This window comes from Hyphomicrobium sp. CS1BSMeth3 (assembly GCF_900117415.1).
In the GTDB taxonomy this organism is placed as follows: domain Bacteria; phylum Pseudomonadota; class Alphaproteobacteria; order Rhizobiales; family Hyphomicrobiaceae.
The window spans coordinates 772,776-799,436 of record NZ_FPEI01000004.1; the positions used below are offsets into that span (position 1 = coordinate 772,776).

General features: G+C 65.2%; 24 protein-coding genes. 11 read left to right on the forward strand and 13 right to left on the reverse strand.

The features are described 5' to 3' along the window. Positions 1 to 42 precede the first annotated feature (42 nt). Positions 43 to 2,661: a DUF3772 domain-containing protein gene (locus CS1BSM3_RS07880; RefSeq protein ID WP_174263649.1), complete on the forward strand. Its 2,619-nt coding sequence runs from the start codon at positions 43 to 45 to the stop codon at positions 2,659 to 2,661. 67 nt (positions 2,662 to 2,728) lie between these two features. On the opposite strand, the gene CS1BSM3_RS07885 is transcribed toward CS1BSM3_RS07880, so the two are convergent. Continuing rightward, positions 2,729 to 3,487 carry a glucose 1-dehydrogenase gene (locus tag CS1BSM3_RS07885; RefSeq protein ID WP_072386446.1) on the reverse strand — a complete coding sequence of 253 codons (759 nt, stop codon included), beginning with the start codon at positions 3,485 to 3,487 and terminating at the stop codon, positions 2,729 to 2,731. Positions 3,488 to 3,737: 250 nt separating this feature from the next. Beyond that, complete coding sequence (locus tag CS1BSM3_RS07890; protein WP_072386447.1) at positions 3,738 to 4,163, reverse strand: PaaI family thioesterase; 426 nt, start codon at positions 4,161 to 4,163, stop codon at positions 3,738 to 3,740. A 338-nt stretch (positions 4,164 to 4,501) separates the two neighbouring features. Here CS1BSM3_RS07890 and CS1BSM3_RS07895 point away from each other — a divergent pair, with 338 nt between their 5' ends. Next, positions 4,502 to 4,762 carry a hypothetical protein gene (locus CS1BSM3_RS07895; RefSeq protein ID WP_072386448.1) on the forward strand — a complete coding sequence of 87 codons (261 nt, stop codon included), beginning with the start codon at positions 4,502 to 4,504 and terminating at the stop codon, positions 4,760 to 4,762. 128 nt (positions 4,763 to 4,890) lie between these two features. Beyond that, positions 4,891 to 5,610: a 7-cyano-7-deazaguanine synthase QueC gene (queC, locus tag CS1BSM3_RS07900; RefSeq protein WP_072386449.1), complete on the forward strand. Its 720-nt coding sequence runs from the start codon at positions 4,891 to 4,893 to the stop codon at positions 5,608 to 5,610. Between the two features lie 183 nt (positions 5,611 to 5,793). Here queC and CS1BSM3_RS07905 read toward each other — a convergent pair whose 3' ends face one another. Beyond that, positions 5,794 to 6,615, reverse strand: a complete 822-nt coding sequence (locus CS1BSM3_RS07905; RefSeq protein WP_072386450.1) for an SEL1-like repeat protein — start codon at positions 6,613 to 6,615, stop codon at positions 5,794 to 5,796. 149 nt (positions 6,616 to 6,764) lie between these two features. Continuing rightward, entirely contained in the window at positions 6,765 to 7,856 is a 1,092-nt protein-coding gene (locus CS1BSM3_RS07910) for a TAXI family TRAP transporter solute-binding subunit (RefSeq protein WP_072386451.1), read from the reverse strand. Positions 7,857 to 8,219: 363 nt separating this feature from the next. Here CS1BSM3_RS07910 and CS1BSM3_RS07915 point away from each other — a divergent pair, with 363 nt between their 5' ends. Further along, positions 8,220 to 9,407, forward strand: coding sequence for a MalY/PatB family protein (locus CS1BSM3_RS07915; RefSeq protein WP_072386452.1), 1,188 nt, complete (start codon positions 8,220 to 8,222; stop codon positions 9,405 to 9,407). A 28-nt stretch (positions 9,408 to 9,435) separates the two neighbouring features. Beyond that, the gene (locus CS1BSM3_RS07920) at positions 9,436 to 10,203 is read left to right on the forward strand and encodes a gamma-glutamyl-gamma-aminobutyrate hydrolase family protein (protein WP_072386453.1); all 768 of its coding nucleotides are present in this window, start codon (positions 9,436 to 9,438) and stop codon (positions 10,201 to 10,203) included. A 149-nt stretch (positions 10,204 to 10,352) separates the two neighbouring features. Here the strand turns inward: CS1BSM3_RS07920 and CS1BSM3_RS07925 are convergent, their stop codons facing one another. The 4 genes from CS1BSM3_RS07925 to CS1BSM3_RS07940 form a co-directional block, all read right to left on the reverse strand. Further along, positions 10,353 to 10,958 (reverse strand): HD domain-containing protein, encoded by a 606-nt coding sequence (locus CS1BSM3_RS07925; protein WP_072386454.1) that lies wholly within the window; start codon positions 10,956 to 10,958, stop codon positions 10,353 to 10,355. A gap of 308 nt (positions 10,959 to 11,266) precedes the next feature. Then, positions 11,267 to 12,067 (reverse strand): alpha/beta fold hydrolase, encoded by an 801-nt coding sequence (locus CS1BSM3_RS07930; RefSeq protein ID WP_072386455.1) that lies wholly within the window; start codon positions 12,065 to 12,067, stop codon positions 11,267 to 11,269. A gap of 16 nt (positions 12,068 to 12,083) precedes the next feature. After that, on the reverse strand, positions 12,084 to 14,132 hold the full coding sequence (locus CS1BSM3_RS07935; protein ID WP_072386456.1) for a hydantoinase/oxoprolinase family protein: 2,049 nt from the start codon (positions 14,130 to 14,132) through the stop codon (positions 12,084 to 12,086). Positions 14,133 to 14,310: 178 nt separating this feature from the next. After that, complete coding sequence (locus CS1BSM3_RS07940; protein ID WP_072386457.1) at positions 14,311 to 15,960, reverse strand: hydantoinase B/oxoprolinase family protein; 1,650 nt, start codon at positions 15,958 to 15,960, stop codon at positions 14,311 to 14,313. A gap of 203 nt (positions 15,961 to 16,163) precedes the next feature. Between CS1BSM3_RS07940 and CS1BSM3_RS07945 the strand changes: the two genes are divergently transcribed. After that, on the forward strand, positions 16,164 to 17,762 hold the full coding sequence (locus tag CS1BSM3_RS07945) for an ABC transporter substrate-binding protein (protein WP_072386458.1): 1,599 nt from the start codon (positions 16,164 to 16,166) through the stop codon (positions 17,760 to 17,762). A 135-nt stretch (positions 17,763 to 17,897) separates the two neighbouring features. On the opposite strand, the gene CS1BSM3_RS07950 is transcribed toward CS1BSM3_RS07945, so the two are convergent. The 3 genes from CS1BSM3_RS07950 to CS1BSM3_RS07960 form a co-directional block, all read right to left on the reverse strand. Beyond that, positions 17,898 to 18,845, reverse strand: a complete 948-nt coding sequence (locus tag CS1BSM3_RS07950) for an aldo/keto reductase (RefSeq protein WP_072386459.1) — start codon at positions 18,843 to 18,845, stop codon at positions 17,898 to 17,900. Positions 18,846 to 18,931: 86 nt separating this feature from the next. Continuing rightward, entirely contained in the window at positions 18,932 to 20,239 is a 1,308-nt protein-coding gene (locus CS1BSM3_RS07955; RefSeq protein ID WP_072386460.1) for an MFS transporter, read from the reverse strand. Positions 20,240 to 20,452: 213 nt separating this feature from the next. Continuing rightward, positions 20,453 to 20,917, reverse strand: a complete 465-nt coding sequence (locus tag CS1BSM3_RS07960) for an MAPEG family protein (protein WP_072386461.1) — start codon at positions 20,915 to 20,917, stop codon at positions 20,453 to 20,455. A 319-nt stretch (positions 20,918 to 21,236) separates the two neighbouring features. Between CS1BSM3_RS07960 and CS1BSM3_RS07965 the strand changes: the two genes are divergently transcribed. The 4 genes from CS1BSM3_RS07965 to CS1BSM3_RS07980 all read left to right on the forward strand — a co-directional run bounded on the left by CS1BSM3_RS07965 (position 21,237) and on the right by CS1BSM3_RS07980 (position 23,582). Continuing rightward, the gene (locus tag CS1BSM3_RS07965) at positions 21,237 to 21,665 is read left to right on the forward strand and encodes a YeeE/YedE family protein (RefSeq protein ID WP_072386462.1); all 429 of its coding nucleotides are present in this window, start codon (positions 21,237 to 21,239) and stop codon (positions 21,663 to 21,665) included. Continuing rightward, a complete protein-coding gene (locus CS1BSM3_RS07970; protein WP_072386463.1) occupies positions 21,665 to 22,078 on the forward strand; it encodes a DUF6691 family protein in 414 nt (137 codons plus the stop codon). The genes CS1BSM3_RS07965 and CS1BSM3_RS07970 overlap by 1 nt, the downstream gene beginning before the upstream one ends. 200 nt (positions 22,079 to 22,278) lie before the next feature. After that, complete coding sequence (locus tag CS1BSM3_RS07975; protein WP_072386745.1) at positions 22,279 to 22,926, forward strand: 3-oxoacid CoA-transferase subunit A; 648 nt, start codon at positions 22,279 to 22,281, stop codon at positions 22,924 to 22,926. A 5-nt stretch (positions 22,927 to 22,931) separates the two neighbouring features. Further along, entirely contained in the window at positions 22,932 to 23,582 is a 651-nt protein-coding gene (locus CS1BSM3_RS07980; protein ID WP_072386464.1) for a 3-oxoacid CoA-transferase subunit B, read from the forward strand. 54 nt (positions 23,583 to 23,636) lie between these two features. On the opposite strand, the gene CS1BSM3_RS07985 is transcribed toward CS1BSM3_RS07980, so the two are convergent. Both CS1BSM3_RS07985 and CS1BSM3_RS07990 read right to left on the reverse strand, forming a co-directional pair. Next, positions 23,637 to 24,152, reverse strand: a complete 516-nt coding sequence (locus tag CS1BSM3_RS07985) for a GNAT family N-acetyltransferase (RefSeq protein WP_072386465.1) — start codon at positions 24,150 to 24,152, stop codon at positions 23,637 to 23,639. An 11-nt stretch (positions 24,153 to 24,163) separates the two neighbouring features. Then, a complete protein-coding gene (locus tag CS1BSM3_RS07990) occupies positions 24,164 to 25,372 on the reverse strand; it encodes a hypothetical protein (RefSeq protein WP_072386466.1) in 1,209 nt (402 codons plus the stop codon). Positions 25,373 to 25,697: 325 nt separating this feature from the next. Between CS1BSM3_RS07990 and CS1BSM3_RS07995 the strand changes: the two genes are divergently transcribed. Next, positions 25,698 to 26,564, forward strand: a complete 867-nt coding sequence (locus tag CS1BSM3_RS07995) for a non-homologous end joining protein Ku (RefSeq protein ID WP_072386467.1) — start codon at positions 25,698 to 25,700, stop codon at positions 26,562 to 26,564. The last annotated feature ends 97 nt before the right edge of the window (positions 26,565 to 26,661 follow it).

Genomic DNA, 26,661 nt, shown 5'->3' on the forward strand with positions numbered 1-26,661 from the left:
CAGCATGGCGGGGCCATGCACAGTCCCGGGGACAGTACAGTGATGACAGCAATGCCCATGCGAACCTGGATCGCGGCCCTGATGGTGGCCCTCCTGTTCGCGCTAGCGCCTGCTGTGGCTCAGCAGGCGCCGCAGCCCCAGCCGCCGGCCGCACCCCCGGCGACCGAGGAAGCCCAACCTCCGCCGGCCGCATCAAACGGCGCCAAGCCCGCGCCGGCGACCGAGGTTCCGGCCCAGATCGCGCAGCAGATTGCGCGCCTTTCCTCCTCGATCGACGCCGCCGAGAAATCCATCGAGCGCATCCGCGATTCCGACAGCGACCTCGCACGGCTGCGGAGCGAGATCGATCAGACGCTCGCCGAGACCGCCAAGATCGCCGAGCAGGTACGGCCCCTGCTCGCCGCCGCCCGCCGGCAGATCGAAAGCCTGGGCCCCCTTCCAGCCAAGGACGCCCCGCCCGAGGCGCCCGCCATCGCCGCCGAGCGCGAAAGGCTCGGCACCGTCGTCTCCAATCTCGATGGCGCGCTCAAGACCATCGACCTCACGGAGGTCCGCGCCCGCGAGCTCATTCGGCGCATTACCGAGCTCCGCCAATCCCTCTTCTCGCGCAACCTGTTCGAGCGCGCCCAGAGCCCCCTGCTGCCCTATCATTGGCGGCTCGCGGCCCAGGATCTGCCGACGACGATCGACTTCGCCGAATATCTCGTGGCGGACTGGATCAAGGCCGCATCGGACGTCATGTCGGGCGTCGTCGCGGTCGTGATGACCGCGCTCGCAGCCTTCATCGGGCTCTGGTTCGGCGTGCGCTTCCTCGAACGCGCGACGCATTCACCGCCGCCGGATGGCCGAAACTTCATCCAGCGTGCCCAACGCATCGTATGGGTCGCGCCCGCGCGGATGCTGCCCGCGCTCGCGGCGCTCGCCATCCTCTTCGGCGGCCTCAATCAGCTCGGCCTCATGCGCCTGCCGGGCGGCAACATCGTCGCGGCGCTCCTCTCGGCCATCGTCCTGACCGTCATCGTCGGCACGCTGATCCGCGTCGTCCTCTCGCCGCGCGATCCCGAGCTGCGCCTCGTGAACCTCACCGACCGGGCGGCGAGCCGCATAAGCTGGTGCTTGATCGGCCTCGTCGCCGTCTACGCTGCCGACCTCGCGCTCTCCGAGATCGGACGCGCGCTTGTCGTGCCGCTCTCGCTCACCGTCGTTAGAACCTTCGCGGCGAGCCTCGCCTATGCCGGCCTGCTGACCGCGCTCCTGCTCACGCCCTTCACGCCACAGCCCGTGCCCACGGCGACCTCCGATGCCGTGATGCTGCCGGTGACGACCCGCATCACGCCATGGTGGTTCAAGCTGCCGCTGTGGGTGCTGACAATTCTCATCCTGGCGACGACGCTGCTGGGCTATCTCGCCCTCGGCCGCTTCATTGCCCAGCAGCTCGTGCTGAGCGGCACGGTCATCGTCGCCGCCGGCGTGATCTACCTCACGATCCGCTCGGTCACGCGGACGATCGACCAGTCGGACAACCCCGTAGGCTACATGCTGACGACGCGCCTGCGCGTCGTGCCGGCGCGCCTCGGCGAGCTCGCATGGCTTGCCGAGGTGCTGCTCACCTTCGTGCTGCTCACGATCGCGGTTCCCCTCGTTCTCGTGCAGTGGGGCTTCTCGACAGCCGACATCCGCGACTGGTTCGCCCGCGCCTTCTTCGGCTTCGAGATCGGCCAGCTCCGCATCTCGCCGGCCCGTATTCTCTTCGGCATCCTGCTCTTCATCGCGCTGGTCTTCGCAACGCGCGTCTTCCAGCGCTGGCTGCGCGAGCGCGTGCTGCAGCCGCGTCGCGTCGATGCCGGCATCGCGAACTCCATCGAGACCACCGTCGGCTACAGCGGCATCGCGCTGTCGGCGATCCTCGCCATCTCCTATGCCGGCCTCGACATCACCAACATCGCCATCGTGGCCGGCGCACTCTCCGTCGGTATCGGTTTCGGCCTGCAGTCGATCGTGAACAACTTCGTCTCGGGCCTCATTCTGCTCGTCGAACGCCCGGTCAAGGTTGGCGATGCCATCGTCGTCGGCGATCAGGAAGGGAACGTACGGCGCATCAGCGTGCGCTCGACGGAGATCGAGACCCTCAACCGCGCGCGCCTCATCATCCCCAACTCCGAGCTGATCACCGGGCGCGTGCTCAACAAGACCCATCGCAGCCTCATGGGCCGCGGCGTCGTGCGCGTCGGTGCGAGCTACACCGCGGATCCCGAGAGGGTGCTCGCCATCCTCCTCGCCTGTGCAAAAGCGCATCCGCAGGTGCTGACCGAGCCACCCCCCGGCGCCGTCCTCGACAATTTCGGCGTCAGCTCCCTCGACTTCTTCATGTGGTTCTTCGTGGCCGACGTCTCACGGGCCGGCGGCGTGCAGTCGGACCTGCGCATTGCCATCATGAAGGCCTTCAAGGCAGCCGGCATCGAGATCCCCTACGCCCAGCACGACATCCACCTGCGCGACCTCGACGGCGTGCGCACGCTCATCAATCGCGTGGTGGAGGAGCGAACGGCGAAGGCGCGCGGCCCTGCTCCGCCGCCGGATCGGACCACCGCCGAGGACGTAGGCGAAGCGCCGAACAAACCCGAGCCGCCCCCTGACGCGCCACCCGCCCGCGGCGGCTGATCGCGTGCGTTGGAGACGCGACGCGCGCCAACCGGCCGGCCCTCACTGCCGGCCGGTCCGCTCGCGCTCAGCCGCGGATGGAGAAACCGCCGCACACCGGGATCGCCGTGCCCGTCACGAAGTCCGAGGCCGGCGCCGCCAGGAAGACAGCAATGCCGGAGAAATCATCGGGCTTGCCCCAGCGCCCCGCCGGCGTGCGCTGCAGGACGCTCTCGTTCAGCCCTTCGATATCGACCCGCGCCCGCTGCGTGAGCTCGGTATCGATCCAGCCCGGCAGGATCGAGTTGACCTGGATGTTGTCCTTGGCCCAGGCGGTCGCGAGCGCGCGCGTCATCTGCACGATGCCGCCCTTGGACGCCGCATAGGCCGTCGTCAGTGGCGCGCCGAACAGCGACATCATCGAGCCGATGTTGATGATCTTGCCGCCGCCGACCTTCTTCATCTCGGGATAGACGGCCTGCGAGCAATAGAAGGCACCATCCAGATTGATCGAGAGGATCTCCCGCCACTCGCCGATCGTGTACGCCTCGGGCGGCTTCCTGATGTTGATGCCCGCATTGTTCACGAGGACGTCGATACGGCCCATCTGCTTCACCGCATCCGCCACCATGGCGCGGCACGAAGCATCGTCCGCCACGTTCACCTCGACGACACCCGTGCGCACGCCGCGCTTGGCGAGCGCTGCCGCCGCGGCCTTGGACTTCTCAGCCTTGCGCGCGGCAATGACGATGTCGGCGCCCGCGGATGCGAGCCCCTCGGCCATGCCGAGACCGATGCCGCCATTGCCACCCGTGATGAGCGCAACCTTCCCCTTCAAATCGAACATGGCCGTCCTCTCCAATCCTCACTGCGTGCGTCCTGCGGGGTTCTACGTGCCCCTCCTAGTGTGATGATCGAGAAATTCGCCACCTCTCGCGGCACGGTATCGAGCGAATTTCTCGATCTGAATCACACTAGCAAGTCAATGATCCTAGTGTGGTTCAGATTCCGAAGTCCGCCTCCGACATTTGCCGCGAAGTGATGGCGGACTTCGGAACCACCACACTAGAGCCTTGTAGTTCGGGCGTGCGCCTGCGTCACGCCTTTGCCGGGCGCGGCTCGAGCACCATCTGCGTCTGCGTGATGAGGGCGACGAGCCCGCCGTCGTTCTCGCGCGTGATCCGCGTCTGCCAGACCTGCGTGCGGCGGCCGCGATGGATCGGCGTCGCCTCGCCGATGAGCGTCGTGCCGACGGGCGCACCCGAAATGAAGTTCGTCTTGGACTCGATCGTCGTCGTCGAATGTCCCTCGGGCAGATTGAGCACCGTGCCGGCCGCGCCGAGCGTATCGGCAAAGGCCATGATCGCGCCGCCATGAATGGTTGCCGGCCGCGTGCACACCTCCGGCCGCACGACAAGATGCGCTCTCACGACATCGCGCGTCGCCGCCACCAGCTCGATGCCGAGCAACTCCGCAAAGGGCATTCTGAGGTTCTTGAGCCGCTCGAGCTCGGCTGTCGACATGGCCGTTTCTCCCGCCTGTTCTGATCCGTCAGAGGACTTATTTTCCCTAAGCCTATCCAACGATCCGCAACACGGCCAGTGTCCCGATTCCGAAGTTCGCCGTACCTCAATTCTGGCGCCTCGAGCGAACTTCGGAAGCAAAAGGGACACTGGAATCATAGTCTTGCTCGTGTGATTCAGATCGAGAAATTCGCTCGGTACCGTGCCGCCTGATATGGCGAATTTCTCGATCATCACACTAGCGCGCAAACCGCAATGACCTCGCACATCAAAGGCGGAACCCCTCCCCGGCGCGCGCGTTTTTCCTGGAACAATACGCAATGGATAGGAGACTACCCATGGCAGTTGATCATGAGCGGCGCGCGCCGCACGAATACCAGGACTACATCGACCGGGCTCCGGCGAGCTACAACGCCAGCGGCTGGGGCGTCGTGCTCGGTGTCATCGCCCTGTTCGCCATCCTCGGGATGCTTCTGATCGGTATCGGGAACAGCCCGAACGGCAACGCGCCGCAAACCAGCGTCGAGCGGACGGCTCCGGCCCCGACACCCGCGCCGACCCCGGCTCCGGCGCCAACGACGTCGCCAGCGCCCAACTAAGCGAGGGCTGAACCGCCCAATACAAGCGAGCCCCGGTCCCGATCGGGGCTCGCGCATTTTCGCACGCGCTGCTGTTGATCCTCCGGCCCGGGGAGCGTAGTGCTCGCGCGGGCTTCAGAGGATGCACGATGACCGAACCCTCAGAGCGCGCGGCGCTGGTCCTTTTCTCCGGCGGGCAGGATTCGACCGTTTGCCTCGCCTCCGCGCTCACGCGCTACGATCGCGTCGAAACCATCGGCTTCGACTACGGCCAGCGCCATCGCGTCGAGCTCGATCAGCGCGGCAAGGTGATCGCGGCGCTCAGGGCCCGCTTCCCCGATTGGGCCGCGCGCCTCGGCGAGGATCATAGGCTCTCGCTGCCGACGCTCGCACAGATCAGCGAGACGAGCCTCACGCGCGAGACCGCGATCGAGATGACCGCTTCGGGCCTCCCGAGCACGTTCGTACCGGGGCGCAATCTGCTGTTCTTCACGTACGCGGCCGCGCTCGCCTATCGGCGCGGCATTGCCACGCTCGTCGGCGGCATGTGCGAGACCGACTATTCGGGCTATCCCGACTGCCGCAACGACACGCTCCAGACGCTCGCCCACGCCCTCACGCTCGGCCTCGACCGACCCGTCGCGATCGACACCCCGCTCATGTATATCGACAAGGCCGGCACCTGGGCGCTCGCCGAGACACTCGGCGGCGCAGCGCTCGTCGACATCATCATCGAGGAGACGCACTCCTGCTACCTCGGCGATCGCGCGACGCGCCATCCCTGGGGCTATGGATGCGGAAGCTGCCCCGCCTGCGAGCTCCGGGCCAATGGCTTCACGCGCTGGCGGTCCGAACGCGGAGCCGCCTAGAGCGTGTTCATTTCGTGCGGACGCTTGCAGTCCCATACGCCGCACTAATCCCTCCCCCCCTCGTGGGGGAGGTTAGGAGGGGGGGGGATTGCAGAACACTGGCGGTAGGGATTCCCCCCACCCCTAACCCCTCCCCACCAGGGGGAGGGGGATTACGACTCCATTTTGATCGAACAGCCTAGCTCAACGTGCCTCGAGGCGCTTCAGGCGCTCGGCCGCTTCCGGCGCGCCGAGCTCGCGCGCCTTCGTGTACCACTGGCGGGCTGCGGCAACATCCGGCTGCAAGCCGACGACCCTGAGCTTCGCAAGCTCGTGCGGATCGTAGGTGCCGGCGAGCGCGAGCGCGCTCTCGGCGAGCCCCGACTCGGCGGCACGGCGGAACAGTGCCCGCGCCGGCTGGACATTGCCCAGACCGAGCAGCTCCTTGCCCTTGGCGTGCAATCCGAGCGCCCGCTCACGCTCCGGACTGCTCTGCGGCTCCGGCTGAGGCACCGGCTCGATCGGGCGGGCGAGGTTTGCGACGACGCTCGGCGCCTGCTTCGCCTGTGCCTGCTGCTGGCTCGGCGCAATGAGCTGCACCGGCCCGACGACGAGCGCCGTCTTGGCCTCGGTCAGAACCTTGCCCTCGATGGTCACCAGCGCGACGACGACATCCCACCGCCCCTGCTGGAGGCCCACCGGCAGCACGATACCGAGGCTCGCGAGACCGGCGAGCGGAATGGCCCACGCGCCGGCGCTGATGGCGTGCCCTTCAGTGAGCGTCGCCGTCGCCGGCAGGCCGCGAATGCGCACGAAGCTGTTGCGCATCAGCGCGTCCTGTGGACCGACCTGGATGGGCAGCGGGCTCCTGGATGCCGGCTCGGCCAGCATCACGGGCGCGACATTCAGGAAGAATTCCTGCTGCTGCGCCTGCGCCTGCGCCTGCCCAGGCAGCCCCAAGTGGTGCACCCCGCCCATGAGCAGCGCCGTGGCAGCGAGTGCTGCAAACGCCAATCGGCGCGGCATCTGACGACGATGCCGCGCTACGCCCCTCGCGAATGGTATTGGCCGATCCTCGACCCGGCGTTGTTGCCGCATACGCAACGTTCGCCTCCTCCCCTCGATGATCCTGATCGTCGTCCGGAATTCTGCCGCCCCGGTTTCGACGCGCCCGATTAGCGTCTCTGCTTGCTCCACTCCAGGAACTGGCGGAACAGGCGATCCTGCTCGGCCGGATCGAGCGGCGCTGCCTTTGCCGCCTGCGTCCGCGCCAGCGACGTGTCGATGCTCGACGTCGCCGTCGCGTGGGCCTTGTCGATCAGCTCCTGAGCAGCCGGAAAGCGCGTCCAGCCCGGAATGGTGCCGGCAATATTCATCTCCCGCCACTTCGGCTGGTAAGGCGGCTGACGCAGCTTCTCGAAGCGCTCGAAGAGATATTCGATGAAGCGAACGCACCGCCGGTAGCGGTCGCCGTTCACATTCGGGCTCCAGTTGAAGACGGCGAGCAGCGCCATCACCGAAATCGTCGATACGGACTGGCCCTTGGGAATGAGGTTCGGGTAGTCGGCGTGCGTAAGCTCCGCCGGCACATAATAGTCCTCGAATTTCTCGCTGAACTCGAGGGGAAGCAGCTTGAAGCCCGGCTCGGGATTGATCTTGCTGAAGAGCGCGTTCGGCTTGCCGACCACGTGGATCACGGCTGCGATCTCGCCCTTCTTCATCTCCTCGAGTGCGATGGCGTTGTTGAGGTAGGTGCGCTCGACCTGCAGGCCGAGGCGGTCGAAGACGATGCCGCCGGTGTAGTTGGCCGCGCTGCCGACCGTATTGAAGTTGACCTTCTTGCCTCTCAGATCCTCGAGCGTGTTGATCTCCGGGCGCACATAGATGTGCAGCTCGCCCTGGAACATCGGCATGACGTAGTTCACGCGCTTCTCGATGTTCGGGATCTTGAGCACGTTCTTGTAGTGATCGAGCACGTCCGCGTAGGTGATCGCGAAATCGACGCCCTTGAGGTAGATCAGGTCGCTGACGTTACCCACTGCGCCGTAGGTGATCATGGGGATCACGCGCAGGTTGTCGCCGTCGTCGAGCGCCCGGCCGAGATCGGCCGCATAGGCGACGAACGTTCCCTCGAGCAGACCGCCGGCCAGACCGATGGTCCAGTTATTGATGACCGAGGCGCGCTCGTTCTCGTCCTGGGACGTCGGCTTCGGTGGCACGGGTAGCGCGCGCTTCGGAACGCCCTTGCCCTGGGCCTGCGCAATCACGAAAGGCAGGGTCTGCTGTTGAGCTTGAGCGGGAGCCAAACCGAGCAACCCACTGATCAGCAAAGTCCCTGCGCCAACAAACAGTGCACGCACGCTGCACCCCCCTGCTACGAACCCTCCACCCGTCCGGCCGCGGATTTGTCGCATCGCGTCACCTGGACGCACGTATAACAGTTTTTCAATGTGGCAATGATGTGATCCGCGATCGGACTTGCGGCAGGATCCGTACGAAATATCGGCCCGGAAACCGCACCTCGGGCGCCGATGCGACTTCCGCATGGCCGCGCAGCGATCCCACGGCTTGACCATCCGTTCCGCCACCCGCATCAGTATGCGGTTCCCCCTCCCAGGAGCCGCTTCACCATGTTCGATTTCGACCGCGTCATTCCACGTCGCGGCACTCATTCGTCCAAGTGGGACAATATCGCGAAGCTCTCCGGCATTTCCGCCCCCGACGCGATCCCCATGTGGGTCGCCGACATGGATTTTGCCGCGCCTCCCGGCGTGACGGCGGCACTGACCGCCGAGGTCGAGCGCGGGACGTACGGCTACTACGCCGATACGGGCACCTGGGCCGAAGCCCTCGCCGACTGGATGGCGCGCCGCCACAAGCTCAAGGTCGACCCCGCCTGGGTGAGCCCGACGCCGGGCATCGTCTCGGGCCTCGGCCTCATTCTCCAGGCGCTGACCGAGCCCGGCGACGAGGTCGTCGTGTTCCCGCCCGTCTATCATGCCTTCCGGCGCATTATCGTCGCCAATCAGCGGCGCATCTTCGATGCCAATCTGGTCGAGGCCAACGGCCGCTACGCCATGGACCTCGACGCCCTCGCGGCCAAGCTCACGCCGCGCACGAAGATCGTCTTCCTGTGCAGCCCGCACAATCCGGGCGGCACCGTGTGGTCGCCCGCCGAGCTCCAGGCGCTCGCGGCCTTCTGCATCAAGCACAATCTCATTCTGGTCTCGGACGAGATCCACTGCGATCTCGTCTTCCCCGGCGCCCGCCACACACCGACGCTGACCGCCGCCCCCGAAATCGCCGATCGTCTCATCACCTGCGTCGCCGCGACCAAGACCTTCAATCTCGCCGGCGCCCATGTCGGCGCCTGCTTCACGTCCAATGCCGATTTCAAGAAGCGCCTCGATGCGCGCATCATGGCCTCGGGCGTCGGCTCCTACAATTCCTTCGGCATGATCGCGACCGAGGCCGCCTGGCGGACGGGCGAGGCCTGGCTCGACGCGCTCCTTCCCTATCTCGCGCGCAATCGCGATCTCCTCCACGCCCGCATCGAGGCGGCCGCCCCCGGCGCCCGCGCCATGAAGCTCGATGCGACCTATCTCGCCTGGGTCGATTTTGCCGGCACCGGCCTCGCGCCCGAGGAAGTCGGCAAGCGCGTAAAGCAGAGCGCGCGCATCTTCGCGAGCCCCGGCGAGCAGTTCGGGCCGGGCGGCGAGACGCGGCTGCGCTTCAATTTCGCGACGCCGCGCCCGATCCTCGAGGAGGCCCTCGGTCGCCTCGACGAGGCATTCAGAGATCTGAGAACAGGCAGATGATGCGAGACGGAGCGGGGGCTCGGCAGCGATGAAACCCGTAGTCGGCGTGATCGGCAATACGCACCACGTCGAGAACCGCTTCGCGGCGCAACTCGTCGGCGAGCGCAATCTGCGCGCCGTGGCGCAGGTCGCCGACGCCCTCCCGATGATGTTCGCGGGCGCTCCCGAGATCACCGACGTCGGCGCGCTGCTGGAGGTCGTCGACGGCATCCTGCTGACGGGGGCGCGCGCGAACGTGCACCCGACCCGCTATCGCATGGATCCTCATGTCGGCTACGAGCCCTATGACGAGCGCCGCGACGCGCTGGCGCTCGCGCTCCTCGAAGCCTGTGTCGCGCAAGGCAAGCCGATCTTCGGCATCTGCCGCGGCTTCCAGGAGATGAACGTCGCGTTCGGCGGCTCGCTCCACCCCGAGATCCGCGAGATTCCGGGCCGCATGAACCACCGCATGCCGCGCCTCGAGAACGGCGAGATCCATCCCGACCCGACCGTCGTCTTTGCCGAGCGCCACGAGGTCACGCTCACGCCCGGTGGCACCTTCGCGCAGCTTCTCGGGCGCGAGACCATCCGCGTGAACTCGCTGCACGGCCAGGGCATTCTCGAGCCCGGCGAGCGCGTCATCATCGAGGGCATCGCCGAGGACGGCACGATCGAAGCGATCCGCATTGCCGAAGCCCCCGGCTTCGCCCTCGGCGTCCAGTGGCACGCCGAGTACGAGGCGCAGAACAACTCGGTCAACAAGACGCTCTTCGAAGCTTTCGGCGCCGCGCTGCGTGCGCACAAGCAGAGCCGCTAGCGCGTATTCATTTCGCACCCGATCACTTAGCGTCGCAATCAACATCGGGCTGCGTGCTCATGTCCGCGTTCGCGTCCGCTCCTCCCCAGACCCGTATCGACCTTTCGCCAATTGCTCCGCGAGACATGAGATACGGCCGCACCTCGAAGTTACCCGCCAGATGGGGCCTTGGAAAAATGCTGTTCGACAAGCTTTCGGGCGGCTTCCCACAGCATCGTCGATCCTCCCGCAATCGCTGGCCCATACCGCTCGATGACTTGCGTCACACCGACTCCGTTTTCACTCCACGTACCGCCGCCGACCGCCACGTTGAGCAGCAGCGGCTGCAGCCGATCCAATGCCTTAGCGAACCGCGCTTCTGGTGATTGACCGGCCTCGAATTCAAGCCAAATTGAACGAAACTCCGCGGCCTGATCAGACGGCAGGAGGCCGAAAATGCGTTCTGCAGCTCGTTGTTCTGCCGCTGCGAGATCGGCTTTTGAGCCATTGGCCGCATGGATAGGCGCATCGCCCGCGTCGATTTCTACGATGTCGTGCAGCAACAAGAGTTGGATGACGCGAGCTACATCAACTTTCACATCTGCATGACTACTCAGTGCCAGCGCAAACATTGCGAGATGCCACGAGTGCTCCGCCGAGTTCTCCCGCCTAGCACCATTCGCTAGATGTGATTGGCGGACGATCAATTTCAGGCGGTCAAGTTCCAGCAAGAATTCAAGCTGCTTCTTGAGCGCGTCGCTCTCGGATTTTGGCATTTCAATTGGCCTTGCGGTTGCCGCGCATCCTACCAGACGGCAAAGCCAGTGTCCCGTGTGCTGGCTCTTCGGCCGCGGCTAATAACGGAGGTGCCGCTTGCTGTTGACCAAGCGGATGCCGGACGCCTGCTCTTCCCTCAAGACCGACGGCGCCGACAGTCGAGAAATTGAGGCCGCCGTGACCGCCCTTGGCCCGTAGCACCGGCGAGACCAAGGCCACCGACTGCTCTTTTTGCACTCAGCGCATTGGGCGCGATGGAGGGGGGAACAGCGATGCCAATTCGAGCAAACGCCCCGTGGCTTTCTCCTCAGGCTCCCTCGATCTCGCTGAGGAACGCAACCAGCGCCTCGGCCTCGGACCGCGCGTGGCTGAAGGGCAGACCGTGCTTCGAGCGCGGCACGATCCTCAGGCGTGAGTTCGGCACGAGCGCGTGCATCTCGGCGCCATGCGAGGGCGTAATGAACGGGCTCGAGTCCGGCAGCGTGATCGACAGCGGCACCTTGAATGAGCGCAGCGCCTCGCTGAGATCCAAGCCCGCGAGCAGTGCCGCCAGCGCCAGCACGGCATGGCGGTCAGCCTTCTCCTGCACCTCGGAGAACCACGCCAAGGCCGCCGGATCCGCCGCGCCGGGATAGAAGCGGTTCGCCATCATCTCCACATTCCAGGCCGCATTGCCTTGGCTCTCGTAGGTCCTGCGCCAGCCCTGGATGTTCGTGATGCCGGGCCCGCGATGCGAGGCATTCGAGATCGCAACCGACGCAAAACGCTCCGGTGCCCTGAGTGCCGCCGCCAGCGCGATCGTGCCGCCGATCGACTCGCCGACGACGTGAACTTTCCCGCTTCCCGTCGTCGCCGCGACTTCGAGCAGGTCATCGATCAGCTCATCCATGCTCCAGCGATGATCGGTTGGCGGCACCGGCGAGCTGCCGAAGCCGCGCAGATCGAAGCGCACCATCGGATGACGCGCTGCCACGATCGGCACCCACTCCGACCAGACGCCGTGGTTCGTGCCGATGCCATGATTGAACACGACCGGCAGGCCCGACGTCCGCCACGGCGGCCGCAGGTCATTCGTCACATAGTTCAGGCCGCGTGCGGTCTTGGGCATGGTGCTCTCCCCGTTCTCACGCCGCGCCGACTTGGATATCGAGCCAGCCGAAGGCCGTCGTCGTCGCGCGATCGCCCCCACGCAGCAGCACGGTCGTCATCGCCGACTCGACGATCGCCGGTCCCTCGATAAGCTGCCCTGGCGCCAATGCATCGAACGAATAGACCGGCGCCTCGTGCCACCCGCCGAGATAGATCCGCCGCCTGTGATGCGGCTCGGCGGCCGCCCGCTTCGGCAGCGCCGGCTCCTGCGGCAGCTTCGGCAAGGCGCCGATGACGGCCGCACGCGCATTGATCAGCACGGCTTCCTGATCGCGCAGGCTGTAGGTGTAAAGCTCCTCATGCCGGGCATGGAAGGCATCCGCCATCTTCGCGACGAGGTTCGGATCATCGAGCGCGATGCCATCGAGCGGCACATTCACCTCGAAGATCTGCTCGCCATAGCGCATGTCGGCGGACCGCTGCACACGCACCTCGCCCGTATGCGCCGCGGCCTTGATGCGCGCGCGTCCCTCGGCTTCGAGCTCGCCGAAGGCAGCCCTGAGCTGATCCGCATCCAGATGCGTCGCATCGCCGATGTGCGTGCGTGCAAGCTCATAGCGCAGATCCGACGCCAGCATTCCCCACGCCGAGAGCACCGCCGCCAGCCGCGGCACGATCACCCGGCTCACATCGAGCTGGCGCGCCACATCAGTCACGTGCAGACCTGCTGCACCACCGAACGAGAGGATCGCAAATCGCCGCGGATCGACACCGCGTCTTACCGAGACGAGGCGGATACCCTCCGCCATGCGCGTGTTGATGATTCGATGAATGCCCTCGGCCGCCGTCATGCGATCAACGCCGAGTTTTTCCGCCACCCGATCGACCGCCGCCTCGGCCGCCGGCGCATCGAGGTGCGCGCGCCCGCCGAGGAAGTTATCGGGATCGAGGAAACCGAGCACGCAATTGCTGTCCGTCACCGTCGCGCGCGTGCCGCCGCGGCCGTAGCAGGCCGGCCCCGGCATCGCCCCCGCACTCTCGGGCCCCACATGCAGGATCCCGCCGGCATCGACTTCCGCAATGGACCCGCCACCCGCGCCGATGCTCGCAATGTCGAGGCTCTGCAGCGCCACCCGCTGCCCGCCAAGTCGGCGATCCGAGGCAATGGCTGCCTCGCCCTTGATGACGAGCGAGATATCCGTCGAGGTCCCGCCCATATCGAAGGGAATGAGATCGCCGTGTCCCATCAGCCGCGCGGCATAGCGGCTTCCCGCAACACCACCCGCCGGTCCCGAGAGCACCGCACCCGCCGCGAGCCGCACCGCATCCGGGATCGTCGCCACGCCGCCGTGCGACTGGATGATGAGCACCGGTCCCGCAAGCCCCGCCTCAGCAAGCCGCGTCGCCAGCCGCGTGAGGTAGCGCTCCAGCACCGGCCCGACATAGGCATTCACGATCGTCGTGCAGACGCGGTCGTATTCCTTGATCTGCGGCAGCACTTCCGAGGATCGACACACATAGGCATTGCCGAGCGCCGCCTTCAGCGCTTCGACTGTCGCCTTCTCATGCGCTTCATCGCGCCATGCGTGCAGGTAGCAGACCGCCACCGCCTCGACGCCATCGCGCTTAAGCGTCGCAATCGCCGTATCCAGCGATCCGCGATCCAGCGCCGTCTCGATGCGCCCATCCGGACGAATGCGCTCGCGCACACCAAGCCGTCGCTCGCGCGGCACGAGCTGATCCGGCGGCGGCTGGCGCAGGTTGTAGCGATCGTCCTTCAGGCCCTCGCGCATCTCGACGATGTCGCGATGACCTTCCGTCGTGAGCAGGCCGACCTTGGCACCCTTGTGCTCGAGCAGCGCGTTCGTCGCGACCGTCGTGCCGTGCACGATGATCTCCGTCTTTGCGAGCATATCGGCGCGGCCGATGCCAATCGCCTCCGCCAGCCGCTCGAGCCCATCCATCACACCGATCGACTGATCCTGCGGCGTCGAGGCCGCCTTCGCGATCGTGACTTGGCCCTCTGCATCCACGGCCACGAGGTCCGTGAAGGTGCCGCCGACATCAATTCCAATGCGATACATGATGCGCTAGTGTCCCGATTCCGAAGTTCGCCATACCTCGATGCTTGCGTCCCGAGCGAACTTCGGAATCAAAAGGGACACTAGAAGCATAATATTGCTCGTGTGATTCAGATCGAGAAATTCGCTCGGTACAATGCCGCGAGCGCTGGCGAATTTCTCGATCATCACACGAGCCCCCTCAGCGCGTCACGAAACCAAGCGACTTGTCGCGCGCCCGCGCCTCATCCGTCCGCTCTTCCGGCGGCCCCCAACCGCCGCCACCGCCCGAGCGCACCTGCAGCACATCGCCGGGCTTCAGCACCACGCCCGTCTCCTTGGTCTTGAGCGGCCGATCGGGACTGCCCTTGGACTCGAGCCAGTAGTTATGGGGCGCGCCATCCTCGCCGCCGACCATCCCGCAAGCCCCATACTTCACGCCATCGCCGGCCGTATTGCCGACCGCCGGCTCGGCCGTCTCGATGACCATCTCCAACTCCGCGCCCGGCCCGCCGCGATAGCGCCCATCGCCGCCGCTGTCGGGACGGAACTCGTGGCGGCGAAAGAAGAAGGGAAAGCGCACCTCGTGCACTTCGATGCTGCCGAACTTGATGCCACCGGCTGCTTGCCACTCGCCCGCCGCCGCCCAGCCATCGCCCGCTGAGGAGGCCCCGCCACCCGGCCGCGCCTGGAAGAGATGCCAGATGAACGGCTTTTTCGTGCGCGGATCCACGCCCTGGATGGCCACGCGGAAGCGCCGCCCCCAGCCCGCCATGGCCCGCTCAGGACATGCCGGCGCGAGCGCGCGAATGATCGCCTCCATGATCTCCTGCCCGCAGTGGTTCGTGCACAGCGTCACCGGCGCGCCGGGCCGCGGCCACACGACCGTGCCCTCTTTGAGCTTCACGCTCAGCGGCCGGAAGGCGCCGTCGTTCTTCGGCGTGTCGGGATCGATCAGATAGGCGAGCGCGACGACGACCGCCGAGTGCGTGTTCGCATAGGACGAGTTGATGAAACCCGTGACCTGCGGATGGCTCTCCGTGAGATCGACCTCGAGATCGCTGCCACGCTTCGTCACGCGGGCGCGAATGTAGACGTCCTTGAACTGATGGCCGTCATCATCGAGGAAAGCTTCGCCCTCGTACACGCCGTCCTTCCACTCCGAGATGATCGCGCGCACCTGCCGCTCCGCGCCATCGAGCACGGCCTCGACAGCCGCCCGCGACTGCGCCGAGCCGAACTCGCGAATGAGCTCGCTCATGCGCCGCTCGCCGAGCCGCGCCGACCCGATCATGGCCGCGAGATCGCCGCGGAAATCGCGCGGATGGCGCACATTGAGCACGATCATCTCGTACACGTCCTCGCGCCTCACACCCTGGTCGTAGAGCTTGAGCGGCGGGACGCGCAGGCCCTCCTGGAAGATCTCCTTGGCGCTCGCGTTGTAGGCGCCGTGCGTCGCGCCGCCGATGTCGCTCTGATGCGAGCGGTTGATGGCCCAGTAAACGAGCTCGTCGCCGTCGAACACGGGCACGAAGGCCGTGAGATCGGGCAGGTGGTTGCCGCCTCGGTAAGGATCGTTCAGCAGGTACACGTCGCCCGGACGGATCGTACCCTTGAAGAACTCGTAGACGGACTTGGCCGCAAAGGGCAGCGCGCCGACGTGGATCGGCACGTGCTCGGCCTGCGCGACGAGCCGCCCTTCGGGGTCGCACAGCGCCGTCGAGAAATCGCGGCTGGAGTTCAGGATCTGCGAATAGGAGGTGCGAAGCATCGCCTCGCCCATCTCCTCGACAATGGCGCGAAGGCGGTGCTGGATCACGGAGACCGTGATCGGATCAACAGCGTGGCTCATGCGGAAATCAATCCCGGGCTGAAGGCCTTGGCCGGCCTTTCGGCCACCTACCGGGGAGAATAATGCAGCACGGGCCTCCGTCAACGCAGGCGGGAAGGTGTTGGCGAGCGCACTTGGCGTGATATGTTTCGAGTACCGCATGGCGACGCCCGGATTGGCGCCATGACGGCCGACGTCAGATCGGAACTTGGGAGAACGCCACGATGACCGCTCTAAAGGCCCGGGGAGCGTGCGCGCTTGCCCTTGCCACGCTCCTCTTTGCCCCCGCTGCTCATGCGCAGAAGCAGGGTGGCATCCTCAAATCCTATGTCTGGGACACGCCGCCGAGCGCCTCGATCCACGAGGAAGCGACCATCTCGACGGTCTTCCCGTTCATGCCCGTGTTCAACAACCTCGTGCTCTTCGACCAGACGAAGCTCGAGGCCAATCTCGGCACGATCGTCCCTGACCTCGGCAAGAGCTGGGCCTGGGACGACAGCAAGACCAAGCTGACCTTCCAGCTCGAGCAGGGCGTGAAATGGCACGACGGCAAGCCCTTCACGGCGAACGACGTCAAGTGCACGTTCGACCTCATCTCCGGTCTCGTGAAGTCGGACGACTTCCGCAAGAACCCGCGCAAGATCTGGTACCACAACGTCAAGCAGATCACCGTCAAGGGCGATAATGAGGTGACCTTCGAGCTGAAGGCGCCGCAACCGAGCTTCCTCGCCCTGCTCGCATCGGGCTACTCGCCCGTCTATCCCTGCCACGTTCCGCAGAAGGAAATGCGCGTCAACCCGATCGGCACGGGGCCCTTCAAGGTTGCCGAGCAGAAGCGCGGCGACTCGATCAAGCTCGCGCGCAATCCCGACTACTGGAAGAAGGGCAAGCCGCACCTCGACGGCATCGAGTATCGCATCATCAACAACCGCTCGACGCGCGTTCTTGCTTTCATCGCCGGCGAGGTCGACCTCACGTTCGTCTCCGACATAACGGTCGCCGGCCTCAAGGACGTCGAGGCAAAAGCGCCGAAGTCCGTCTGCCAGTTCGTGCCCTCGAACAACACGATCAACATGATCGTGAACTCGTCGGCGCCCCCGTTCGACAATCCGAAGGTGCGCCTCGCCATGGCACTCGCGATCGACCGCGGCGCCTTCAACACCATCCTTGCAGAAGGCAAGTCCTCGATCGGTGCCGTCATGCTGCCGGGGCCCGAGGGTGTGTGGTCCATGCCGCCCGAGGAGCTCGCCAAGCTGCCGGGCTACAATCCCGACCGCTCGAAGGACCTCGCCCAGGCGCGCAAGATCATGGAAGAGCTCGGCTATGGTCCGAACAAGATGCTCAAGGTGAAGGTCTCGACGCGCAACATTCCGCTCTATCGCGATCCCGCGGTCATCTTCATCGACCAGATGAAGGCGGTCTACATCGACGGCGAGCTCGACAACGTCGACACACCGCTCTGGCACGCCAAAGTCACGCGCAAGGACTACGCCGTCGGCCTCAATACGACGGGCGTCGGCGTCGACGATCCCGACGTTGCCCTCGTCGAGAACTTCACCTGCGCGTCGGAGCGCAACTACACGGGCTACTGCAACAAGGAGGTCGACGACCTCATCTTCGCCCAGTCACGCGAGACGGATCCTGGAAAGCGCAAGCAGATCCTCTGGCAGGCCGAGCGCAAGATCGTCGAGGACGTGGCGCGCCCGATCATCCTGCACAACAAGGCCGCCACCTGCTGGGCGCCCTACGTGAAGGGCGTCACGAGCCACATCAACTCGCTCTACAATAGCTGGCGCATGGAGAATGTCTGGCTGGATAAGTAGGGCGGCCCAAGACGGACGGGCACAGGAATCGAGTTCGTCGGCTCCACATAGAAGCGCATTTCCCCTCCCCCTTGTGGGGAGGGGTTAGGGGTGGGGGATTCCCTATCGCTAGCGTTGTGCGATCCCCCCTCCTCGTCACGCGCTCGCCTTGCTAAGCGCCGCGAGATCATCTGCGCTAAGCTTCAGCTCCGCGCATTTCAAGATCTCGGCAAGCTGCGCCGTCGTCGTCGCGCTTGCGATCGGTGCCGCGATGGCCGGCTGGGCGAGAAGCCATGCGAGAGCCACTTGCGCCGGCGTCGCGCCGTGCTTCGCCGCGACCGTATCGAGCGCCTTGAGAATACCGAGGCCTCGTGGCGTCAGGTGCTTCTTCACGCCGCCGGCACGCGCCTTCTGGCCGAGATCGGCCTCCGAGCGATACTTGCCGGTGAGGAACCCACTCGCCAGCGAGTAATACGGAATGACGCTGATGCCCTCGGCAACGCACAGATCCTGCAGCGGTCCCTCGAATTCCGTCCGATCCGCAAGATTGTAGTTCGGCTGCAGCGTCTCATAGCGCGGAATGCCGAGCTTCGCGCTCGCCGCCAGCGCCGCCTTCAGCCGATCCGCCGAATAATTGGAGGCGCCGACGACCCGCACCTTCCCCGCCTTCACGAGCTCGGCGTGAGCCGCCATCGTCTCCTCGAGCGGCGTCTCGGGATCGTCGCGATGGGACTGATAGAGATCGATGTAGTCCGTCTGGAGCCGCTTGAGCGATGCCTCCACCGCGCGCACGATGTAAGCCTTCGAAAGCCCCTTCTTGTCGGGCGCCATCTCCAGTCCGCACTTCGTCGCGAGAATGACCTTGCTCCGCTTTCCCCGCGCCTTGAACCAGTTGCCGATGATCGCCTCGCTCTCGCCGCCCTTGTGTCCAGGAACCCAGCGCGAATAGACATCCGCCGTATCGATGCAGTTGAAGCCGGCATCGAGGAAGGCGTCGAGCAACGCGAACGATCCCTTCTCGTCGACCGTCCAGCCAAACACATTGCCGCCGAAGATGAGCGGCGCGATTTCCAGATTGCTTCGTCCGAGTTTGCGCTTCTGCATGACAACCTCTTGAGCAACGGTCCTACACGTGCTTGCGAGGCTACGGCCCGATGCGTGAGCTGGCAAGAAGATCGCCGTTTCTCGCCTCAGTGCATCGCGCGACCGGGCACAGCGCGCACCTTGCGCGGCGCGGCGAGCCAGATCGCCGCAGCCGAAACGACGCAGCAACCGATGATGAGGACGAAGGCCAGCCGGTAGCTGCCCGTGGCATCATGAATGATGCCGGCGATCCAGGGCCCCGCCGCGCCGCCGCTGATCAAGGCCACACTGATCGTGCCGAATATCGAGCCGTAGTGCGGCCCCTCGAAGATCTCGACGACGATCGGTCCCATGACGGACGTCAGCGCATAGCCGAAGAAGCCCTGGGTGAACACCATCACATAGAGCAGCGCCGTCGAGGGCGTCTGTTCCAACCCGATCAGCGCGGCATAGCAGACGGCAAAACCCGCACACCCGGCTGTCCAAACCCATTCGCGGCCGATGCGATCCGACAGGCTGCCGAGAATGATCTGACCGGGGATCGCGACAACGCTGACCGCCCCGAGCGCCCAGGCCGCAACGAGCGGCGAGAATCCGATCTCGGTGAGGTATTTCGTCTGGTGCACCTGCACCGCGTACCAGGCAATGAGCGCGCAGAAGTAGCCGAACACGATCCACCAGAAGCGTGCCGTGCGCATGGCCCGCGCGAGCGTCCACTCGACGGCAACCCAGGCCGGATCGACAATATTCGAGGCCTGACGCGACGCGGATGCCGATGTCCCGCGCGCCACGCCATCGGGCTGCAACCCGATCTCCTCGGGCCTCTTCCAGACGAGCAAATTCAGCGGTGCGAGGACAAGCACGACGAGCCAACCGATGGCCCAGCAGGACGCGCGCCAGCCTTCGTTCAGGATGATCGACTGCAGCCAGGGCAGAAGCACGATGGCACCGACGCCCGCGCCGGCAAAGGCAAGGCTGATGGCGAGGCCGCGCCGCTTGAGAAACCAGTTCGGCAGGAATTGCGAGTGGGCCGTATAGGTCATCATGTTGGCGCCGCCGCCCACCAGGACACCGAGCGTGACATAGAGATGCCAAGGCCGCTCGATGAGCGGCGCAAGGAACAAACCCGACGACAGCAGCACGATGCCCGTCAGGATGACGACGCGCGGCCCGCGCCGATCCATGGCGCGCCCGACAAAGGGACTGAGGACAGCCGACACGAGAAAGCCGAACGAGAAAGCGCCAGCCGCGAGACCGCGATCCCAGCCGAACTCGTCGATCAGCGGCGGCATCAACAGCGAGAACGAGGTTCGCGCGGTCACGCCGATCGCCATCGTGACGAAGGCGATGCCGACGATCAGCCAGCCGTAGTAGAAGGGCAGCCGCGCGGCCCAGTGACGAGGCTCGTACTCCATGGTGCCCTCAAACGGACCGCGCAATCGGATCAACGAGGCGAACCGCGAACGATCCGGCAAATGCGATCTTCATGGGATCGTCCTTTTACGATGCCGTAGCCTGAGCAGCAGGCGAGGCGGTTCCGCTTGGGCACCGCGGCGGCACTATCCGCGCCCTGGCTGCCAAGATCAATGACCTGCGAGGTAATCGCGGAGGTGAGTGCGATCCCCGCTCTAGCCGATCGCATAAAGCAGCGCGCGCACCGCCATGAAAATGATGATCAGCGATCCGGGCGTCCAGAGGATGGCGCGCACATCGTGGCTCTGCGCGGTGAGATAGGCCGCAAAATGAAGGAGCCGCGTGACCACATAGCCGTAGAGCAGCACCTGCGCGAGAAGCAGCGACGGCGCCGTGAGCACGAAGAGCAAGCCCGCAATCAGAAAGTACGGCAGGTTCTCGAGATCGTTCAGTTGAATCCTGCGGATCCGCTCGACGCGCTCGTTGGGCGCGAGCTGAACCGGATCCGGGTTCGGATTGAGCGGCGTCCGCCTGATGTCCTCCGGCGCACGGAAGCCGCCGTTCTCCTGCATCATTCTGACGACCGTGAGCCACGACATGCTCACCGCCTTGAGAATCATGATGGCGGCCGCGACTGCATACGTTGCAAACAGCGGATCGTTCAGACCGAGCTTGTCCATTGTTTCCTCCCCCCGTCCCCTCGCAGCCCTCGAGAATTGGCACAGTGTGGCACTGCCAGGCCGCGAGAACACGCCGTGTTCTATCATGCCGACCGGTTTCTGGGATGCCTATGCGGGCCTCTTCACCAGCTCTCGCGACCGCGAAAAAGAGAGCTCCCCGCTCCTCGCCGCCAACCTCCGACTACGGAGTTCGCGCGCCGTCGGAGGTGTGATAGGTAGGCGCCACATCCGAGAAATTCGCCACCTCTCGCCGCACCGTACCGAGCGAATTTCTCGATCTGAATCACACGAGCTCCCCGGCCCCATTCGCGGATCGAACATGACGGAATTCACACCTTTAGCCTCGCTGCTCGGCGGCCTCCTCATCGGCCTCGCCGCCGTCCTCCTCATGGCCCTGCATGGGCGGATCATGGGCCTTACGGGCATTCTCTCGGGCCTGCTGCCACCGCCCGACGCGGACTGGAGCTGGCGTGCCGCTTTCCTCCTCGGGGCCATCTCCGCACCCGCACTGATCGTCGCGCTCGGCGACAGGACCATTCCCTTCGAGACGCCCCTGTCATTTGGCGCCCAGGTCGTCGGCGGACTGGTCGTCGGCATCGGCGCGGCGCTCGGCTCGGGCTGCACGTCCGGTCACGGCGTGTGCGGTCTTGCGCGCCTTTCGCCGCGCTCGCTCGTCGCGACATGCACGTTCATGGCGACCGCGCTCGCGACCGTCTTCGTGATCCGTCACCTGCTGGGGAGCGCCTGATGACCATCATCGCAGCTCTCGCCATCGGCCTCATCTTCGGCACCGGCATCGCCGTCTCCGGCATGATCAATCCGGCCAAGGTGATCAACTTCTTCGATATCGCGGGCACGTGGGATCCCTCTCTCGCGTTCGTCATGGCAGGCGCGCTCGCCGTGACCATGGTCGGATATCGCGTCGTGCTGCGCCGTCCCGCCCCCATGCTCGATCGTGAATTCCACGTGCCGACATCACGGCAGATCGATCTTCCGTTGATCCTCGGCTCCGCGATCTTCGGCATTGCATGGGGCGCAACGGGTGCCTGCCCTGGCGGAATCATTCCTGCCATTGGGCTTGGCGAGCCGGCGGCGCTCGTCTTCGTCGTGTCGATCGCCATCGGCATTGGCATCGTGCGCCTCGTTCAAGCGCGGCGATAGCCATCTATATCGCCCGCGCGAAAACGCTGACGATCACCGCCGCCGGACTTTCTGCCCTGCCCACTTCGGCAACGCCGCAGCGATCTGCCGCGCGCGCGTGATACTGCGCGTCGCATTGCTGGTTTCCACGTATGGCGAGCCTCCGCGCGAAGCCGTACGAGCCCCTTGTAGGTCCTGCAGGATCGCAAGCAGGCTCGATCATGAAGACCATCACGGTTCAAGAAGCCGCATCCATGATCCCGGACGGCGCAAGCCTGATGGTCGGCGGATTCATGGGCGTCGGAACGCCTCACCGCCTCATTGATGAGCTCGTGCGCCAGGGCAGGCGCGATCTCATCGTCATCGCCAACGACAATGCGAAACCGGGCGTAGGCATCGGCAAGCTCGTCGATGCAGGACGCGTGGCGCGAACGATCGCGAGCCACATCGGGCTCAATCCCGAAACCCAGCGGCAGATGATATCGGGCCAGATGGCCGTCGATCTGGTGCCGCAGGGTACGCTGATCGAGCGCATACGTGCCGGCGGCTACGGCCTCGGCGGCATCCTCACGCCGACCGGCGTCGGCACCGTTGTCGAGGAAGGCAAGCGCAAGATCGAGATCGAGGGAAAGGCCTATCTCATCGAGACCGCGCTACGGGCAGACTTTGCGCTCGTTCATGCTTTTCTCGCCGACTATACGGGCAACCTCTCCTACGCGCTCACGGCGCGCAATTTCAATCCGGTCATCGCGATGGCAGCGGACACCGTGATCGCGACCGCCGACAACATCGTGCCCGTCGGCCTCATCGCGCCCGACCATGTCGTGACACCTGCCGCGATCGTCGACTACCTCGTTGCCAACAGGTGAAGGCAATGGATGCACAGGCCATCATCGCAAAGCGCATCGCACGCGAGCTTCGCTCCGGAATGCTCGTCAATCTCGGCATCGGCATCCCGACGCTGGTCGCGAACTACCTCCCCGAGGGCGTGAACGTCTTCTTTCAGTCCGAGAACGGCTTGATCGGGACGGGCCCCATTCCCGAGGAAGGCATGGGACATCCGACGCTGACGGATGCCGGTGGAAGCCCCGTGACGGCGCTTCCCGGTGCCAGCACGTTCGACAGCGCGACGTCGTTCGGGCTGATCCGCGGCGGCCATCTCGACCTGACCGTCCTCGGGGGACTGCAGGTCGACGCACAAGGACATCTCGCGAACTGGATGATCCCCGGCAAGATGGTGCCGGGCATGGGCGGCGCCATGGATCTCGTCACCGGCGCCAAGCGCGTGATCATCGCCATGCAGCACACGGCCAAAGGCAAACCCAAGATCCTCGAGAAATGCACGCTGCCCTTGACCTCGGCGCGGCCTGTGGACCTCGTCGTGAGCGAGATGGCCGTCATCGGATTTCCAGGCGGACGCGCCACTCTTCTCGAGACGGCGCCGGGCGTGAGCGTCGATCAGGTCCTGGCCGCGACCGAAGCCCGGCTGGCTACGCCGGAGAATGTGGTGGAGATGCCGCTATAGACGCGAGCGACCACACGCTCCACCAAGATCACCGCCAGAGACCACGGCCAGAGACTAGGGGAGGAGAAGCGCGACATGCACAACATCAGCCTCACGCGCGGTCTGCACCTGAAGCCCGCTGTTCCTGAACACCTTGAGCATGGCGGCATTGTCCGCCAGCACGTCGGCCGACAGCTCCCTGAGCCCGGCCTTGCCGCCGATCGCCGCGAGGTGGCGCATGAGCGCGGCCCCCATGCCATTTCCCTGGCAACGGTCCACGACGAAAAAGGCCACCTCCGCCTTTTCCGGCCCGATCAGGATGTACCGACCGCCGCCGACGATGGCACCCCGGCCACGCTCGTCCACGGCGACCAGCGCCACGTGGGTGCTGAAATCGATATCCAGAAAGTAGGCGATCTCGTCGTCCGAGAACCTGCTCTTTCCGGAGAAGAACCGTCGATAGCGGGATTCGGCACTGCTCTCCTGCAGGGCGAGCAGCAGACCATCACGATCCCCGGGCCTGAGCGCGCGGATTTCGATCGCGCGACCATCGCGCAATGTCTCAATCGCCGCGTAGCGCGCTGCGTCCATTGGTGATCGCTCTAGAAAAGCATACCCAGCAACTTCTGCAGAAGCTCTTGCAGCGGCATCATCGTGAGCACGAGCGGCGCCATCGGCGCTGCCGTTACCGCCGCGAGAAAGAGCACGGCAAAATTGGTGAAGGGCATGATGCGCATCCCCTGCACGACCTCGTAGCTCGATCCCATGTCGGCGAGCGATTGGATATCACCGCTGCCGATCAGTGGCTCGCCTGGAGGCACCCGGCCGCGCAGCCACTTCTCATCGAACGCGCGCACGTAGCGCTCGGCCAGCGTTCCGTACTCCCGCAGTCCCAGTCTTTTCGTGTGAGCGAGCTGCGGCGCGAACACCAGCAGCGGACCCAGGACCAAGCAGGTGAGAAACGCAACGAGGACGATGATGTCGATCGCGAAGTCGGGCAGTCTCGCGCCGACATAGAAGATGCGATTGGCGAGCAGCCCTGCCAATAGGGCCCCGTGCGCGAGCAGGATCGGGACGAACGCAAAGACCGTATTGGACAGGAAGGACAGGCCGCCGACGCGGTCCGGATGCGTCGGCACCAGCCTCAGGTCGATGCGCGACACCTGCCAAAGAAACCGCACCCAGATGAACAATCGGAAATACCAGCGGCACATCAGGAACTGGAAGAGCGGCAGGCTCACATAGCTGAACCACATGCCGGCAAGCGTCAGCTTGGCGCCCTCGGCGGAACGTGTCGCGTACCAGGTGGACACGTCGATCGCCACGTACTGCCGCCAGATCACGAGAATGCCGACAGCGTACACGAACGCGAACAGCAGCAGCTCGGCGAGCACCGAGTTGCGCAGCCGGAATGCCGACTCTACCGCGGCCTCGAAGCGAGGCATCGCACTCTCGGGAATCAATCGGCGCTCGAGGAACTGCCTGACCACGAAGCGCAGCCGCAAGTGCACGATCAGCTCCGCACAGACCAGCAGCGGGATCGCCATCAGGAAGCGGGTATAGACTTCGGCATCCCGGAGAAAAGGTATGGTTATGTTGCCGCCCAGAGCATTTCCCTCCAGGGCCGACAGCACCAGGAGCGGCAGCCAGCAGAGCAGCGAAATGACGATCATCCGCTTCCACATCAGCCCCAAGGCACCGTCGGACAGATGCGAGCGGCGCAGCAGTTGGAAGGTCGGGCCGCCGAGGACGAGCGAGAAATCCTCGTCGCGAAGCGGATCATGTCTGACGATTTGAGGGAGAGGCTTCATCGGCACATCTCCTTGGCGCGCTGGCCCACCAGCTCCGCCGCCCCACGGCTTTTGCCCGGCGGACGGGGTAGCGGAGCAGGAATTCGCTAGCCACCGACTGTTGATCGTTCAGCCGTGGCCGTGAGGCCGGGGGCGGCGCGTCCGGCTCCGCATGTGGTTAATGTCCCCGCCCAGAAACTGCAGCGAACTGCAGCGAATGTATCAAGTCGACAGCGCGTGAGGATCAGCAGTAGTCTGGATTTCGTCAGGAACTCCCGCACCCGCAAAATCGTTTATCTTCGGAGCTCTGCGGGCATCCGGTCCCTGCGTATCCGAGTATTGCATCATGCCGAAGCAAGCGCGCGCCTACTGGAAGGGCTTCCTCCGCCTTTCGCTCGTCTCGATCCCCGTCGAGATCTACAACGCCGTCGAGTCGAAATCCGAGATCTCGTTCCGCCAGATCCACAAGCCGTCCGGCCGCCGTATCAGCTACGAGAAGGTCGTCCCCGGCGTCGGCAAGGTCGAGAACAGCGACATCGTCAAAGGCTACGAGGTCGATACCGATACCTACATCACCCTCGAGCCCGAGGAGGTCGACGCCGTCAAGCTCGACAGCAAGAAGACCATCGACATCGCCCAGTTCGTCGACGTCGCCGAGATCGACTGGCGATACTTCGAGCGCCCCTACTACATCGTGCCCGGCGACGAGATCGCCGGCGAAGGCTATGCGGTCATCCGCGAGGCCATGCGCAAGACCGGCAAGGCCGGCATTGCCCAGGTGACGATCGGCGGGCGCGAGTGGCTCGTCGCCGTCGCCCCGCTCGGCGATGGTCTGGTCATGGTCCTGCTGCGCTATGCCGACGAGTTGCGCAATGCCGCCGACTATTTCGACGAGATCCCCAAGGTAAAGCCCGACAAGGAGATGGTGGATCTCGCCGCCGAGCTCATCGGGCGCAAGACCTCCGCCTTCGATCCCTCGAAATACGAGGACCACTACGCAACGGCACTGAAGGCTCTCATCAAGGACAAGCTCAAGGGCCGGCGCATTGTCGCCTATGCCGAGGAGGAGCGGCCCAAAGGCACCAACGTGGTCGATCTCATGGAGGCGCTCCGGCGCAGTGTCGGCGGCGGCAAGAAGACGCCGGCGAAGGCCGCGCCCAAGGAACCGAAGCGGCGCTCCAAGCCGAAGCCGTCAGGCCGCCGCGCCAGCTAAAGCGTGTTCACGTCATACCGACGCGCTTCGCGTCACACACCACCCTATTCCTCCCCCCTTGTAGGGGAGGTTAGGAGGGGGGGATTGCAGAACGCTG

Excerpts from the sequence above, each read along its gene's own strand:
- CS1BSM3_RS07965 (WP_072386462.1), top strand. The coding sequence starts at position 21,237 with ATGACGGAATTCACACCTTTAGCCTCGCTGCTCGGCGGCCTCCTCATC.
- CS1BSM3_RS07955 (WP_072386460.1), bottom strand. The coding sequence starts at position 20,239 with ATGGAGTACGAGCCTCGTCACTGGGCCGCGCGGCTGCCCTTCTACTAC.
- CS1BSM3_RS07915 (WP_072386452.1), top strand. The coding sequence starts at position 8,220 with ATGTTCGATTTCGACCGCGTCATTCCACGTCGCGGCACTCATTCGTCC.
- CS1BSM3_RS07930 (WP_072386455.1), bottom strand. The coding sequence starts at position 12,067 with ATGCCCAAGACCGCACGCGGCCTGAACTATGTGACGAATGACCTGCGG.
- CS1BSM3_RS07935 (WP_072386456.1), bottom strand. The coding sequence starts at position 14,132 with ATGTATCGCATTGGAATTGATGTCGGCGGCACCTTCACGGACCTCGTG.
- CS1BSM3_RS07940 (WP_072386457.1), bottom strand. The coding sequence starts at position 15,960 with ATGAGCCACGCTGTTGATCCGATCACGGTCTCCGTGATCCAGCACCGC.
- CS1BSM3_RS07970 (WP_072386463.1), top strand. The coding sequence starts at position 21,665 with ATGACCATCATCGCAGCTCTCGCCATCGGCCTCATCTTCGGCACCGGC.
- CS1BSM3_RS07895 (WP_072386448.1), top strand. The coding sequence starts at position 4,502 with ATGGCAGTTGATCATGAGCGGCGCGCGCCGCACGAATACCAGGACTAC.
- queC (WP_072386449.1), top strand. The coding sequence starts at position 4,891 with ATGACCGAACCCTCAGAGCGCGCGGCGCTGGTCCTTTTCTCCGGCGGG.
- CS1BSM3_RS07920 (WP_072386453.1), top strand. The coding sequence starts at position 9,436 with ATGAAACCCGTAGTCGGCGTGATCGGCAATACGCACCACGTCGAGAAC.
- CS1BSM3_RS07960 (WP_072386461.1), bottom strand. The coding sequence starts at position 20,917 with ATGGACAAGCTCGGTCTGAACGATCCGCTGTTTGCAACGTATGCAGTC.
- CS1BSM3_RS07950 (WP_072386459.1), bottom strand. The coding sequence starts at position 18,845 with ATGCAGAAGCGCAAACTCGGACGAAGCAATCTGGAAATCGCGCCGCTC.
- CS1BSM3_RS07990 (WP_072386466.1), bottom strand. The coding sequence starts at position 25,372 with ATGAAGCCTCTCCCTCAAATCGTCAGACATGATCCGCTTCGCGACGAG.
- CS1BSM3_RS07880 (WP_174263649.1), top strand. The coding sequence starts at position 43 with ATGACAGCAATGCCCATGCGAACCTGGATCGCGGCCCTGATGGTGGCC.
- CS1BSM3_RS07985 (WP_072386465.1), bottom strand. The coding sequence starts at position 24,152 with ATGGACGCAGCGCGCTACGCGGCGATTGAGACATTGCGCGATGGTCGC.
- CS1BSM3_RS07905 (WP_072386450.1), bottom strand. The coding sequence starts at position 6,615 with ATGCCGCGCCGATTGGCGTTTGCAGCACTCGCTGCCACGGCGCTGCTC.
- CS1BSM3_RS07925 (WP_072386454.1), bottom strand. The coding sequence starts at position 10,958 with ATGCCAAAATCCGAGAGCGACGCGCTCAAGAAGCAGCTTGAATTCTTG.
- CS1BSM3_RS07945 (WP_072386458.1), top strand. The coding sequence starts at position 16,164 with ATGACCGCTCTAAAGGCCCGGGGAGCGTGCGCGCTTGCCCTTGCCACG.
- CS1BSM3_RS07995 (WP_072386467.1), top strand. The coding sequence starts at position 25,698 with ATGCCGAAGCAAGCGCGCGCCTACTGGAAGGGCTTCCTCCGCCTTTCG.
- CS1BSM3_RS07890 (WP_072386447.1), bottom strand. The coding sequence starts at position 4,163 with ATGTCGACAGCCGAGCTCGAGCGGCTCAAGAACCTCAGAATGCCCTTT.
- CS1BSM3_RS07975 (WP_072386745.1), top strand. The coding sequence starts at position 22,279 with ATGAAGACCATCACGGTTCAAGAAGCCGCATCCATGATCCCGGACGGC.
- CS1BSM3_RS07980 (WP_072386464.1), top strand. The coding sequence starts at position 22,932 with ATGGATGCACAGGCCATCATCGCAAAGCGCATCGCACGCGAGCTTCGC.
- CS1BSM3_RS07885 (WP_072386446.1), bottom strand. The coding sequence starts at position 3,487 with ATGTTCGATTTGAAGGGGAAGGTTGCGCTCATCACGGGTGGCAATGGC.